The organism is Pseudomonas sp. FW305-20 (assembly GCF_058788075.1).
Genome location: NZ_JBYTAJ010000008.1, coordinates 118,084 through 131,700 on the forward strand (window position 1 = coordinate 118,084; position 13,617 = coordinate 131,700).

Sequence of the window (13,617 nt, forward strand, 5' to 3'; positions counted from 1 at the left end):
TGAAAAAGGACGCGATTCTAACAGGCCGAAGCCCGCAAGGCTAAAGAGAAGGGCGGATCAGTTCGAGACCGAAGTGTTGGCCGTCCAGATAATCATCGATACAGCGGATGATCAGCTCACTGCGCCAGTTTGCGCGCTGTGCCAGCAGTTCGTCACGCGTCAGCCATTTTGCACCGACGATTCCGTCGTCCAGCTGATAGTCGGGGTGATGTTTGAGCGGTTTTGCGGTGAAGCAGACCCGCTGATAAGTCACGCCGTTGCTCGGAGCGGTGTAGAGGTAAATGCCCACTACGCCAGTCGGCTCGACGTCCCAGCCGGTTTCCTCGAGGGTTTCGCGCACGGCAGCTTCGATCAGGGTTTCGTCCGGGTCGAGGTGGCCGGCGGGCTGGTTGAGCACCGTTCGTCCGTGCTTGGATTCTTCGACCATCAGGAAGCGGCCGTTGTCTTCGACGATGGTCGCTACGGTGATGTGGGGTAGCCAGTCCATTAACCTTCCTCAATTTCCAAGGTGTAAATACGATCAAATGTAGGAGTGAGCCTGCTCGCGATGACGGTGGGTCAGTCGACATCAATGTTGAATGATATACCGACATCGCCGGCAGCCGGTCTCGCTCCCACAGGGGTTCGGGTTATGACCTGCGAGCGCCACAAACAGAAACCCCGGCACTGGGCCGGGGCTTCCTTGCATCCTTACAACCTTAAACCAGCGCAGCGATCGCGGCGTTGAAAGTGTTGCTCGGACGCATGGCCTTGCTGATCAGCTCGGCATTGGCGTGGTAGTAACCGCCGATGTCCACTGGCTTGCCCTGGACGGCGTTGAGCTCGGCAACGATGGTTGCTTCGTTCTCGGTCAGGGTCTTGGCCAATTCGCCGAACTGCGCTTGCAGTGCAGTGTCTTCGGTTTGGGCGGCCAGGGCTTGTGCCCAGTACAGCGCCAGGTAGAAGTGGCTGCCGCGGTTGTCGATGTTGCCGACTTTGCGCGATGGCGACTTGTTGTTGTCCAGGAACTGGCCGGTGGCCTGGTCCAGGGTCTTGGCCAGCACCAGCGCTTTAGGGTTGTTGTAGGTAACACCCAGGTGCTCAAGGGAAGCGGCCAGGGCCAGGAACTCACCCAGGGAATCCCAGCGCAGGAAGTTCTCTTCCAGCAGCTGCTGAACGTGCTTCGGTGCCGAACCGCCGGCGCCGGTTTCGAACAGGCCACCGCCGTTCATCAGCGGAACGATCGACAGCATCTTGGCGCTGGTGCCCAGTTCCATGATCGGGAACAGGTCAGTCAGGTAGTCGCGCAATACGTTGCCGGTCACCGAGATGGTGTCCTTGCCTTCGCGAGTGCGGTCCAGGGTGAACTTCATCGCGTCGACTGGCGACATGATGCGGATGTCCAGGCCCGAGGTGTCGTGATCCTTCAGGTAGGCCTGAACTTTCTCGATCACTACACCGTCGTGGGCGCGCATCGGGTCCAGCCAGAAGATCGCTGGAGTGGCGCTTGCGCGAGCACGGTTGACGGCCAGTTTGACCCAGTCCTGGATCGGCGCGTCTTTGGTCTGGCACATGCGGAAGATGTCGCCGGCTTCAACCGGTTGCTCCAGCAGCAGGCCACCTTTGCTGTCGGTCACGCGGACAACACCGTTGGCCTTGATCTGGAACGTCTTGTCGTGCGAGCCGTACTCTTCGGCTTTTTTCGCCATCAGACCAACGTTTGGCACGCTGCCCATGGTGGTTGGATCGAAAGCGCCGTGCAGCTTGCAGTCTTCGATTACCGCCTGGTAGATGGTGGCGTAGCAGCGATCCGGGATCACAGCCTTGGTGTCGTGCAGTTGGCCGTCGGTGCCCCACATTTTGCCGGAGTCACGGATCATCGCTGGCATCGAGGCGTCGACGATCACGTCGCTCGGCACGTGCAAGTTGGTAATGCCTTTGTCGGAGTTGACCATGGCCAACGACGGACGAACGGCGTAGACCGCCTGGATGTCCGCTTCGATCTGCGCTTGTTGCTCGGCCGGCAGGGCTTTGATGCGAGCGTACAGGTCGCCGATGCCGTTGTTCAGGTTGAAGCCGATCTGCGCCAGCACGTCAGCGTGCTTGGCCAGTGCGTCCTTATAGAACTCGGCAACGATCTGGCCGAACATGATTGGGTCGGAGACCTTCATCATGGTGGCTTTCAGGTGAACCGACAGCAACACGCCTTTGGCTTTGGCGTCTTCGATCTCGGCTGCGATGAAGCTGCGCAGCGCTTTTTTGCTCAGAACGGCACAATCGAGGATCTCACCGGCTTGCACGGTGGTTTTTTCTTTCAGGACGGTGGTGGTGCCGTCTTGAGCGATCAGTTCGATTTTGACGGCATCAGCGGCGTCGATCAGGGCAGCTTTTTCGCTACCGTAGAAATCGCCGGTGCTCATGTGCGCAACGTGGGACTTGGAGTCTTTGGCCCAGGCGCCCATTTTGTGCGGGTGCTTGCGCGCGTAGTTCTTGACCGACAGCGGTGCACGACGATCGGAGTTGCCTTCGCGCAGAACCGGGTTCACGGCGCTGCCCTTGATCTTGTCGTAACGCGACTTGGCGAGCTTGTCGGCGTCGCTGGTCACGGTTTCCGGGTAGTCAGGCAGTGCGAAGCCCTGGGCTTGCAGTTCCTTGATCGCGGCTTGCAGTTGCGGAACCGAGGCGCTGATGTTCGGCAGCTTGATGATGTTGGCTTCAGGCGTAACGGCCAGGTCGCCCAGTTCGGCGAGGTGGTCGGCTACGGCTTTGTCACCCAGTTGCTCGGGGAAGCTGGCCAGGATGCGCCCTGCAAGAGAGATATCGCGGGTTTCCACGGCGATATCAGCGGAGGCGGTGAAGGCCTCTACGATAGGCAACAGTGAATAGGTGGCGAGGGCGGGAGCTTCGTCGGTGAAGGTATAGATGATCTTCGAGCGGGTGGGCATATTCGGATTAACTCTCTCTTCTTTGCTAAAGCGTGCGCAGAAAAACTCGAGGGGCGCCGGGTAAGCGCGTTCGTTCAAAGTCATCCATGAGCCGAATGTCGAGATTTCTTCGCGGTGATGTTGGGTGCATCAGTCGAGCGTCAAGCGGGTGGACTGCGGTAACAGTCCTGCTTTTTCGGGCCGTGGGTCTCGTCGTAGAGCAGTCGGCCGTCGTGACTCTGTGGTCAGCGGGCGGCATTATACATAGGTAGCTGGCAATCTGCCGATGGTTCATAGGTAACGATTATCGTCCATTGGTCTAAAGGTCGCAGGGGCGAGGGGGGCGTAGAGTCTCGCACCGTGCTTGAGTTTGGCGCTTTTCCCTTTGCTTTCAGACTTGTACGTCGCGAACTGTGCAGCTTTGCGGCAGATGGTTGGAACATAGGGTTTGCGTGCCGATTTAACTGGGGTACGCTCGAACGAAGCCAGATGTTCAATCCAAACAATGGAGTTCAGCATGGGATACAAGAAGATTCAGGTTCCAGCAGTCGGCGACAAAATCACCGTCAACGCAGACCATTCTCTCAATGTTCCTAACAACCCGATCATCCCCTTCATCGAAGGCGATGGTATTGGCGTTGATATCAGCCCGGTAATGATCAAGGTTGTCGATGCTGCTGTTAAGAAGGCTTACGGCGGCGAGCGCAAAATTTCCTGGATGGAAGTCTACGCCGGGGAGAAAGCGACTCAGGTTTACGATCAGGACACCTGGCTGCCCCAGGAAACCCTGGACGCAGTCAAAGATTACGTGGTTTCCATCAAGGGCCCTCTGACCACCCCGGTCGGTGGCGGCATCCGTTCCCTGAACGTGGCCCTGCGTCAGCAACTCGACCTTTATGTCTGCCTGCGCCCAGTGCGCTGGTTCGAAGGCGTGCCTAGCCCGGTCAAGAAGCCAGGCGACGTCGACATGACGATCTTCCGTGAGAACTCGGAAGACATCTACGCCGGTATCGAGTGGAAAGCCGGTTCGCCGGAAGCGACCAAAGTCATCAAGTTCCTTAAAGATGAAATGGGCGTCACCAAGATCCGTTTCGACGAAAACTGCGGTATCGGCATCAAGCCGGTCTCGCTGCAAGGCACCAAGCGTCTGGCACGCAAGGCCCTGCAGTATGTGGTCGACAATGACCGCGACTCGCTGACCATCGTGCACAAAGGCAACATCATGAAGTTCACCGAAGGTGCCTTCAAGGAATGGGCCTACGAAGTGGCGGCTGAAGAGTTCGGCGCGACCCTGCTCGATGGCGGTCCGTGGATGCAGTTCAAAAACCCGAAAACCGGCAAGAACGTTATCGTCAAGGATGCCATCGCCGACGCCATGCTCCAGCAGATCCTGCTGCGCCCGGCCGAATACGATGTGATCGCGACCCTGAACCTGAACGGCGACTACCTCTCCGACGCCCTGGCGGCGGAAGTGGGTGGTATCGGTATCGCACCGGGCGCCAACCTGTCTGACACCATTGCGATGTTCGAAGCGACCCACGGTACTGCGCCGAAGTACGCTGGCAAGGACCAGGTCAACCCGGGTTCCCTGATCCTGTCCGCAGAGATGATGCTGCGTCACATGGGCTGGACCGAAGCCGCTGATCTGATCATCAAGGGCACCAACGGCGCGATCTCTGCCAAGACCGTGACCTATGACTTCGAACGACTGATGGAAGGCGCGAAACTGCTGTCTTCGTCCGCGTTTGGTGATGCGCTGATTTCGCACATGTAAGCGAATAGGTATAAAAAAACCGCCTTCGGGCGGTTTTTTTTATGACTGGATGACGGTTTGTATTAACTCGATACAGTTTCTTGCTGGAGGGCAGGGGCGGCCTGCTCGTTCTCGGTCGTGACGGACATAATCTTCACGGCATGCAACCCTTTGGGGCCCTGGACAATCTCGAAACTTACAGCTTGCCCAGCCTTGAGCGTCTTGTACCCGTTCATCTCAATGGCCGAGTAGTGGGCAAAGAAATCAATAAGATGACCGTCTTCGTCACGACCTTCTCTGGCATCGGTGTTAATGAAACCGAACCCCTTGGCATTGTTGAACCATTTCACCTTGCCGACTGACATACCCATATCCCTCTGCAACAGACTCCATCACTGGAGTATCATCCAGTTCATCCGCAGTCATTTCCTGGAAATAAGATTGACTCCGCGGACCTTTTTTACCCACTGTGGGCTCTATTGGTTGTAACACCGTTTTGCCGATAGTCAAGGTGACCGGGCAGTCGGAGTTGAAATCGTCCATAGCCGCCCCCACCACTGTATTTGAACAACAGACGAACCTTTCTTTCCATGCATGCAATCAGCCAGATTCGACTAACATTCAATCAGGATCGCCCGGCTCTCCAAAAAGATCACCCGGGGACTCACGACGACGATTCCGCAGGCATTGCTGTTCAGGAGGCAAAGCCTGCTTTACAGGCGCCGCCGATGTACAAGGTGGTTTTGTTCAATGATGACTACACACCGATGGATTTCGTCGTCGAAGTGCTCGAGGTGTTTTTTAACCTGAATCGGGAGCTGGCGACCAAGGTCATGCTGGCCGTCCACACAGAAGGACGGGCAGTATGTGGAGTGTTTACCCGCGACATCGCCGAGACTAAGGCCATGCAGGTCAACCAGTACGCCAGGGAAAGCCAGCATCCGCTACTCTGTGAAATCGAGAAGGACGGTTAATCGCCGACCACTTGGGTATGAGGTGAAGCTATGTTAAACCGCGAGCTCGAAGTCACCCTCAATCTTGCCTTCAAGGAGGCACGTTCGAAGCGTCATGAGTTCATGACCGTCGAACACCTCCTGCTGGCCCTATTGGACAATGAGGCTGCCGCCACCGTTTTGCGTGCCTGCGGCGCAAACCTCGACAAACTCAAGCACGATCTGCAGGAGTTCATCGACTCCACCACGCCATTGATCCCCGTTCATGACGAGGATCGTGAGACCCAGCCAACCCTGGGCTTCCAGCGTGTTCTGCAACGTGCTGTCTTTCACGTACAGAGCTCGGGCAAACGCGAAGTGACTGGCGCAAACGTACTGGTCGCGATCTTCAGTGAGCAAGAGAGTCAGGCAGTGTTCCTGCTGAAACAGCAGAGCGTTGCGCGCATCGATGTCGTCAACTACATCGCACACGGCATTTCCAAAGTGCCGGGGCATGGCGATCACTCTGAAGGTGAGCAAGATATGCAGGACGACGAGGGCGGTGAGTCTTCTTCTTCAGGCAATCCTCTGGATGCTTATGCCAGCAACCTCAACGAACTCGCGCGCCAGGGTCGAATCGATCCATTGGTAGGCCGCGAGCTGGAAGTCGAGCGCGTCGCGCAGATCCTGGCGCGTCGTCGCAAAAACAATCCGCTGCTGGTGGGCGAGGCGGGCGTGGGTAAAACCGCGATTGCCGAAGGCCTGGCCAAACGCATTGTCGACAACCAGGTGCCAGACCTGCTGGCCAACAGCGTGGTGTATTCCCTCGATCTGGGGGCCTTGCTGGCCGGCACCAAATACCGCGGCGATTTCGAGAAGCGCTTCAAGGCGTTGCTCAATGAGCTGAAAAAACGTCCTCAGGCGATCCTGTTCATCGACGAAATCCACACCATCATTGGTGCGGGTGCCGCGTCCGGTGGGGTCATGGATGCCTCGAACCTGCTCAAGCCGCTGCTGTCGTCGGGTGATATCCGTTGCATCGGCTCGACCACGTTCCAGGAATTCCGCGGGATCTTCGAGAAGGACCGTGCGTTGGCCCGGCGCTTCCAGAAGGTCGACGTGTCGGAACCTTCGGTGGAAGACACCATTGGTATCCTGCGCGGCCTGAAAGGTCGTTTCGAAGCGCATCACAACATCGAATACAGCGATGAAGCGTTGCGTGCGGCGGCGGAACTGGCCTCACGCTATATCAATGACCGGCACATGCCGGACAAGGCCATCGACGTCATCGACGAGGCGGGCGCCTACCAGCGTCTGCAGCCAATCGAGAAACGAGTGAAGCGCATCGAAGTGCCTCAGGTCGAGGACATCGTCGCGAAAATCGCGCGGATTCCGCCTAAGCACGTCACCAGCTCCGACAAAGAGCTGCTGCGTAACCTTGAGCGTGACCTGAAGCTGACCGTATTTGGCCAGGATGCCGCAATCGACTCACTGTCGACCGCGATCAAACTGTCCCGTGCCGGCCTCAAGTCGCCTGACAAGCCTGTCGGTTCGTTTCTGTTCGCAGGGCCTACCGGTGTCGGTAAAACCGAAGCGGCGCGTCAGTTGGCCAAGGCATTGGGCATCGAGCTGGTTCGCTTCGACATGTCCGAGTACATGGAGCGCCACACCGTATCGCGTCTGATCGGTGCGCCTCCAGGCTATGTCGGGTTCGATCAGGGCGGTCTGCTGACTGAAGCCATCACCAAGCAGCCTCACTGCGTGCTGTTGCTCGATGAGATCGAGAAGGCGCATCCGGAAGTCTTCAACCTGCTGCTGCAGGTCATGGATCACGGTACGCTGACCGATAACAACGGGCGCAAGGCGGACTTCCGTAACGTGATCGTCATCATGACGACCAACGCCGGTGCCGAAACCGCGGCTCGCGCTTCGATCGGTTTCACCCATCAGGACCACTCGTCCGATGCGATGGAAGTGATCAAGAAGAGCTTCACGCCAGAGTTCCGTAACCGTCTGGACACCATTATCCAGTTTGGTCGCCTCAGCCATGAGGTCATCAAAAGCGTGGTGGACAAGTTCCTTACCGAGCTTCAGGCGCAGCTGGAAGACAAGCGCGTACAGCTGGAAGTGACGGACGCGGCGCGCAGCTGGCTGGCAGCGGGTGGCTACGACTCGGCAATGGGTGCTCGACCAATGGCGCGTTTGATTCAGGACAAGATCAAGCGTCCACTGGCGGAAGAGATCCTCTTTGGCGAACTGGCCGACCATGGTGGTGTGGTTCACATCGATCTCAAGGACGGCGAGCTGACCTTCGACTTCGAGACCACGGCTGAAATGGCCTGACGTTAAACCGCAACAAAGCAAAAGGCGCCGAAAAGGCGCCTTTTTGCTGTCTGCTGATACTGCGCCGCTCCCACATTGACTATGTGTGGGGCGTTAAATCGCAGGCACACAAAAACGCCCGGCATAAACCGGGCGTTTTGTATTGACTTGATTAGCGAGCGCGGTAAGTGATGCGCCCTTTGCTCAAGTCATAGGGCGTCAGCTCGACGCGCACTTTGTCGCCGGTAAGAATACGAATGTAATTCTTGCGCATCTTGCCGGAGATATGCGCGGTTACGACGTGCCCATTTTCCAACTCCACACGAAACATGGTGTTGGGCAGGGTGTCGACGACAGTGCCTTCCATTTCGAAGCTGTCTTCTTTCGACATGCAGTAAAGCCCTCGGTGTCCAATGAATGGCCCGGTGCAACTGCGCCAGGCAAAAGCGGCGTGCATTGTGCCCGAAAAATGGGGTTTACGCCAAGGGGTTTACGGCTTGCTCTAGTTCAGGATGACCCAGCGCTGATTAATCAGCAGTTCGATAGGGCGATATTGAGTCTTGTAGCTCATCTTTTTGCAGTTTTTGATCCAATAACCCAGATAGACCGCTTCCAGCCCCAGTCGTCGGGCCTCGGCGATTTGCCAGAGAATCGCATAACGCCCCAGGCTGCGGCGTTCTTCGGCGGGCTCGTAGAAGGTGTAGACCGCCGAGAGACCATTCGGCAGCAAGTCGGTGACGGCCACCGCTACCAGTCGTCCTTCGAGGCGGAATTCGTAGAATCGCGAAAACGGCAGGTCTCGTACCAGGAACGTTGCAAACTGATCGCGACTCGGCGGGTACATATCGCCATCGGCGTGACGCTGCTCGATATACCGCTGATACAGGTCGAAATACTCTTCGCTGAACTGCGGCCTGGCAGGGCGCACCTGCAGGTCGACGTTGCGTTTGAAGATGCGTTTTTGCTGGCGGTTGGGCGAAAACTGCGCCACAGGGATGCGCGCCGGTACGCATGCATTGCAATTCTGGCAATGAGGCCGGTAAAGATGATCGCCGCTACGACGGAAACCCATTTCAGACAGGTCTGCATAGACATGCACATCCATGGGCTGACTAGGGTCGAGGAACAGAGTCGTGGCCTGCTCCTCGGGCAGATAACTGCAAGAGTGGGGCTGAGTGGCATAGAACTTCAAACGCGCCAACTCGGTCATGATCAACCCTCGGAATAAGGTTTTGAATTAAGTGTAAGCCACACGCGCAAAAGTCGCTCAGCAAACCCAGGTTGCGCGGCTGGGTTGGTCCAGGTGCCGCGCAAGGTAGTCGGCAAACTCGCGACGGGGAATCGCTCGGGCGCCGAGGCTGTGCAGATGGTCGGTCGGCATCTGACAGTCGATCAGTACAAAGCCTGAGTCTTTCAGATGTCGGACCAGCGTGGCAAAGCCATATTTCGAGGCGTTGTCGGCACGGCTGAACATGGACTCGCCGAAAAACAGCTGACCCATCGCCAGGCCGTAGAGCCCGCCGACCAGTTCGTCCTGGTCCCAGACTTCCACCGAATGGGCGTAGCCGCGCCTGTGCAGCTCGAGGTAGGCGTTCTGCATGGCTTCTGTGATCCAGGTTCCATCGGCGTAATCCCGAGGCGCGGCGCAAGCGCGGATCACTGCGGCAAAATCCTGATCAAAGGTCACTTGATAGCGTTGCTGGCGCAACAATTTATTCAGGCTGCGTGAGACATGCAGTTCGTCGGGAAACAGTACGGTGCGCGGATCCGGCGACCACCAGAGAATCGGCTGGCCTTCCGAGAACCACGGAAAACAGCCGTGGCGATAGGCCTGAATCAGACGATCGGCGGACAGATCCCCGCCCGCAGCCAATAGCCCGTTGGGATCGCGCATGGCTTTTTCCAGGGGCGGGAAGGTCAGGGTGTTGCGTTGTAACCAAGTCAGCATGGCATCCGGGCTTGCAGAAGGGGAGGGCAGTGGTGGGCGGGTGGGCCCACCGTCAAGTGTGCCGTCAAACGACTGGAATGTCGTCGAGATACTTCTCGGCGTCCAGCGCGGCCATGCAACCGGCCCCGGCAGACGTGACGGCCTGGCGGTAAACGTGATCGGCCACGTCACCGGCGGCAAACACCCCCGGAATTTCGGTGCTGGTAGCATCGCCTTCGCTGCCGCCCTTGACCAGCAGGTAGCCGTTACGCATTTTCAGCTGGCCTTCGAACAGGTCGGTGTTGGGTTTGTGGCCAATAGCGATGAACACGCCGGTCAGCGGTAATTCACTGGTTTCGTTAGTGTGGCTGTCCCGCAGGCGCGCGCCGGTCACCCCGCTGGCATCGCCCAGCACTTCATCCAGGTTCTGGTTCCAGTGCAAACGGATATTGCCTTTAGCGGCTTTTTCGAAGAGTTTGTCCTGAAGAATCTTCTCCGAACGCAACTTGTCGCGGCGGTGAATCAGGTGAACTTCCTTGGCGATGTTCGACAGGTACAGCGCTTCTTCAACTGCCGTGTTGCCGCCGCCAACGACTGCGACCACCTGATTGCGGTAGAAGAAACCGTCGCACGTCGCACAGGCCGAGACCCCTTTGCCGGCAAATGTCTCTTCAGATGGCAACCCCAGGTATTGCGCCGAGGCGCCGGTGGCGATAATCAGCGCGTCACAGGTGTAAGTGCCGCTGTCGCCGATGAGTTCGAAGGGGCGCTGCTGCAACTTGGCCGTGTGGATGTGGTCGTAGACGATCTCTGTGTGAAAACGCTCGGCGTGTTTTTGCATGCGTTCCATCAGTACCGGGCCGGTGAGGCCTTCGACATCACCGGGCCAGTTGTCGACTTCGACGGTGGTGGTGAGCTGGCCACCTGCCTGTATGCCGGTAATGACAACGGGATTGAGGTTGGCGCGGGCGGCATAAACGGCAGCGCTGTAACCGGCGGGGCCCGAACCCAGAATGATCAGGCGGGAATGCTTCGCTTCGCTCATAAAACACCTCATAAGCCTTTGTCACAAAAGAGAATGCATGCTCAAATTGAACCGCGCGATCTGTGCTGTTGGCTATGCTACACCTTGGGTTTCAAGCATGGCATCGGACGAACAAACCCGTACAATGCCGGCCTGTAACAGCGTTTGTAATAAAATATGCGTTGCGCGCCGTGTTTATAAAAACCGGAGCGTAGTGTTAAAAGTAGTCCCAGTTACGCCTGTTAACTTTTTTACCTGCCTGGATTGGGCAGTTTTTTATAGTCATTCAACAGATGGACGCGCCATAGGCGCAGGAAAAGAAGCGTTTTGAAGAAATCCACCGCAGCACCAAAAACAGTCGTTCCGCTCTGGCGCCAGCAATTGCACTACCGGCTCAAGGAAGGTGCATTGATCGCCATCGGCGGCTTGTGCCTGTTCCTGATGATGGCCTTGTTGACCTACGGCAAGGACGATCCGGGCTGGAGCCATAACAGCAAGATCGACGATGTGCAGAACTTCGGCGGGCCGGTTGGCTCCTACAGCGCCGATATCCTCTTCATGGTGTTGGGTTATTTCGCCTACATCTTCCCGCTGTTGCTGGCGATCAAGGCTTATCAAATCTTCCGTCAACGCCACGAGCAGTGGGAGTGGAGCGGCTGGCTGTTTTCCTGGCGCCTGATCGGCCTGGTGTTTCTGGTGCTCTCGGGTGCGGCCCTGGCCCATATCCATTTTCACGCCGCGACCGGTCTGCCGGCCGGCGCTGGCGGTGCTTTGGGCGAAAGCCTCGGTGATCTGGCCAGGAACGCCCTGAATATCCAGGGCAGTACGCTGTTGTTCATCGCATTGTTCCTGTTTGGCCTGACGGTGTTCACCGACCTGTCGTGGTTCAAAGTGATGGACCTCACCGGCAAGATTACCCTCGACCTGTTCGAACTGTTTCAGGGCGCGGCCAACCGCTGGTGGGCGGCCCGTGTCGAGCGCAAACAATTGGTTGCGCAGCTGCGTGAAGTCGATGATCGCGTGCATGACGTGGTCGCGCCGACCGTCACCGACAAACGCGAGCAAGCCAAGGTCAAGGAGCGCCTGATCGAACGTGAGCAGGCCCTGAGCAAACACATGTCCGACCGTGAGAAGCAGGTGCCGCCGGTGATTGCCCCTGCGCCGCCCAAGCCAGCGGCGCCGAGCAAACGCGTGGAAAAAGAGAAACAGGCGCATTTGTTCGTCGACAGTGCCGTCGAAGGCACCTTGCCGCCGATCTCGATTCTCGACCCGGCAGAAAAGAAACAACTCAATTATTCGCCTGAATCCCTGGCTGCGGTTGGCCACTTGCTGGAAATCAAGCTCAAGGAGTTCGGCGTCGAAGTGTCGGTGGATTCGATTCACCCTGGCCCGGTGATTACCCGTTACGAAATCCAGCCGGCGGCCGGCGTCAAGGTCAGCCGCATCTCCAACCTGGCAAAAGACCTCGCGCGTTCTCTGGCCGTGACCAGCGTGCGTGTGGTGGAAGTGATTCCGGGCAAGACCACCGTCGGTATCGAGATTCCTAACGAAGACCGCCAGATCGTGCGTTTCTCCGAAGTGCTGTCGACCCCAGAGTACGACAACTTCAAGTCGCCGGTCACTTTGGCCCTGGGTCACGACATCGGTGGCAAACCGGTCATCACCGACCTGGCGAAAATGCCTCACTTGCTGGTTGCCGGTACCACCGGTTCCGGTAAATCGGTGGGCGTGAACGCGATGATCCTGTCGATCCTGTTCAAGTCCGGTCCGGAAGACGCCAAGCTGATCATGATCGACCCGAAAATGCTTGAACTGTCGATCTACGAAGGCATTCCGCACCTGTTGTGCCCGGTCGTGACCGACATGAAGGACGCCGCCAACGCCCTGCGCTGGAGCGTGGCGGAGATGGAGCGCCGCTACAAACTGATGGCGAAGATGGGCGTGCGTAACCTGTCGGGCTTCAATGCCAAGGTCAAGGAAGCCCAGGACGCCGGTGAGCCGTTGACCGATCCGTTGTACAAGCGCGAAAGCATTCACGACGAAGCGCCGCTGTTGACCAAGCTGCCGACCATCGTCGTGGTGGTGGACGAATTCGCCGACATGATGATGATCGTCGGCAAGAAGGTTGAAGAACTGATCGCCCGTATCGCCCAGAAGGCCCGTGCCGCCGGTATCCACTTGATCCTCGCGACCCAGCGTCCGTCGGTTGACGTGATCACCGGTCTGATCAAGGCCAACATTCCGACCCGTATGGCGTTCCAGGTGTCGAGCAAGATCGATTCGCGCACCATCATCGACCAGGGCGGCGCCGAGCAACTGTTGGGCCACGGTGACATGCTCTACATGCCACCGGGCACCAGTCTGCCGATTCGTGTTCACGGCGCTTTCGTCTCCGATGATGAGGTTCACCGGGTGGTCGAAGCCTGGAAACTGCGCGGTGCGCCGGAATACAACGACGAGATTCTCGCCGGTGTCGAAGAGCCGGGTAGTGGCTTTGAAGGCAGCAGCGGTGGCGACGACGACAGTGAATCCGACGCGCTCTACGACGAAGCAGTGCAGTTCGTACTGGAAAGCCGTCGTGCGTCCATCTCTGCGGTTCAGCGCAAGCTGAAAATCGGCTACAACCGCGCCGCGCGCATGATCGAGGCCATGGAAATGGCTGGGGTCGTGACGTCCATGAATACCAACGGTTCGCGTGAAGTGCTGGCCCCGGGCCCGGTACGCGACTGAATTGATTGAAACGCGGTGGCGTAATG

General features: G+C 57.8%; 12 protein-coding genes. 5 read left to right on the plus strand and 7 right to left on the minus strand.

Going from position 1 to position 13,617, the window contains the following annotated elements:
- Positions 1 to 40 precede the first annotated feature (40 nt).
- A complete protein-coding gene (locus tag AC3WP4_RS09520; RefSeq protein WP_074878184.1) occupies positions 41 to 487 on the minus strand; it encodes an NUDIX hydrolase in 447 nt (148 codons plus the stop codon).
- 211 nt (positions 488 to 698) lie between these two features.
- Positions 699 to 2,924, minus strand: a complete 2,226-nt coding sequence (locus AC3WP4_RS09525) for an NADP-dependent isocitrate dehydrogenase (protein ID WP_102615578.1) — start codon at positions 2,922 to 2,924, stop codon at positions 699 to 701.
- Positions 2,925 to 3,420: 496 nt separating this feature from the next.
- On the opposite strand from AC3WP4_RS09525, the gene icd reads away from it, so the two are divergent.
- Positions 3,421 to 4,677 (plus strand): NADP-dependent isocitrate dehydrogenase, encoded by a 1,257-nt coding sequence (icd, locus tag AC3WP4_RS09530; protein ID WP_008146904.1) that lies wholly within the window; start codon positions 3,421 to 3,423, stop codon positions 4,675 to 4,677.
- 62 nt (positions 4,678 to 4,739) lie between these two features.
- On the opposite strand, the gene AC3WP4_RS09535 is transcribed toward icd, so the two are convergent.
- Positions 4,740 to 5,021 carry a cold shock domain-containing protein gene (locus tag AC3WP4_RS09535; protein ID WP_074880797.1) on the minus strand — a complete coding sequence of 94 codons (282 nt, stop codon included), beginning with the start codon at positions 5,019 to 5,021 and terminating at the stop codon, positions 4,740 to 4,742.
- Positions 5,022 to 5,246: 225 nt separating this feature from the next.
- Between AC3WP4_RS09535 and clpS the strand changes: the two genes are divergently transcribed.
- Positions 5,247 to 5,630, plus strand: a complete 384-nt coding sequence (gene clpS / locus AC3WP4_RS09540; RefSeq protein ID WP_074878178.1) for an ATP-dependent Clp protease adapter ClpS — start codon at positions 5,247 to 5,249, stop codon at positions 5,628 to 5,630.
- A gap of 30 nt (positions 5,631 to 5,660) precedes the next feature.
- Positions 5,661 to 7,931: an ATP-dependent Clp protease ATP-binding subunit ClpA gene (clpA, locus tag AC3WP4_RS09545; protein WP_008146900.1), complete on the plus strand. Its 2,271-nt coding sequence runs from the start codon at positions 5,661 to 5,663 to the stop codon at positions 7,929 to 7,931.
- A gap of 151 nt (positions 7,932 to 8,082) precedes the next feature.
- Here the strand turns inward: clpA and infA are convergent, their stop codons facing one another.
- The 4 genes from infA to trxB form a co-directional block, all read right to left on the minus strand.
- Positions 8,083 to 8,301 carry a translation initiation factor IF-1 gene (gene infA / locus AC3WP4_RS09550; protein WP_002553999.1) on the minus strand — a complete coding sequence of 73 codons (219 nt, stop codon included), beginning with the start codon at positions 8,299 to 8,301 and terminating at the stop codon, positions 8,083 to 8,085.
- A 111-nt stretch (positions 8,302 to 8,412) separates the two neighbouring features.
- On the minus strand, positions 8,413 to 9,120 hold the full coding sequence (locus tag AC3WP4_RS09555) for an arginyltransferase (RefSeq protein ID WP_074878177.1): 708 nt from the start codon (positions 9,118 to 9,120) through the stop codon (positions 8,413 to 8,415).
- A 57-nt stretch (positions 9,121 to 9,177) separates the two neighbouring features.
- Complete coding sequence (gene aat / locus AC3WP4_RS09560; RefSeq protein WP_074878175.1) at positions 9,178 to 9,858, minus strand: leucyl/phenylalanyl-tRNA--protein transferase; 681 nt, start codon at positions 9,856 to 9,858, stop codon at positions 9,178 to 9,180.
- Positions 9,859 to 9,922: 64 nt separating this feature from the next.
- Positions 9,923 to 10,882: a thioredoxin-disulfide reductase gene (gene trxB, locus AC3WP4_RS09565; RefSeq protein WP_074878173.1), complete on the minus strand. Its 960-nt coding sequence runs from the start codon at positions 10,880 to 10,882 to the stop codon at positions 9,923 to 9,925.
- Between the two features lie 37 nt (positions 10,883 to 10,919).
- On the opposite strand from trxB, the gene AC3WP4_RS09570 reads away from it, so the two are divergent.
- Both AC3WP4_RS09570 and AC3WP4_RS09575 read left to right on the plus strand, forming a co-directional pair.
- Positions 10,920 to 11,192 carry a hypothetical protein gene (locus tag AC3WP4_RS09570; RefSeq protein ID WP_139273420.1) on the plus strand — a complete coding sequence of 91 codons (273 nt, stop codon included), beginning with the start codon at positions 10,920 to 10,922 and terminating at the stop codon, positions 11,190 to 11,192.
- Positions 11,189 to 13,591 (plus strand): DNA translocase FtsK, encoded by a 2,403-nt coding sequence (locus tag AC3WP4_RS09575; RefSeq protein WP_076027906.1) that lies wholly within the window; start codon positions 11,189 to 11,191, stop codon positions 13,589 to 13,591. The genes AC3WP4_RS09570 and AC3WP4_RS09575 overlap by 4 nt, the downstream gene beginning before the upstream one ends.
- Positions 13,592 to 13,617 lie beyond the last annotated feature (26 nt).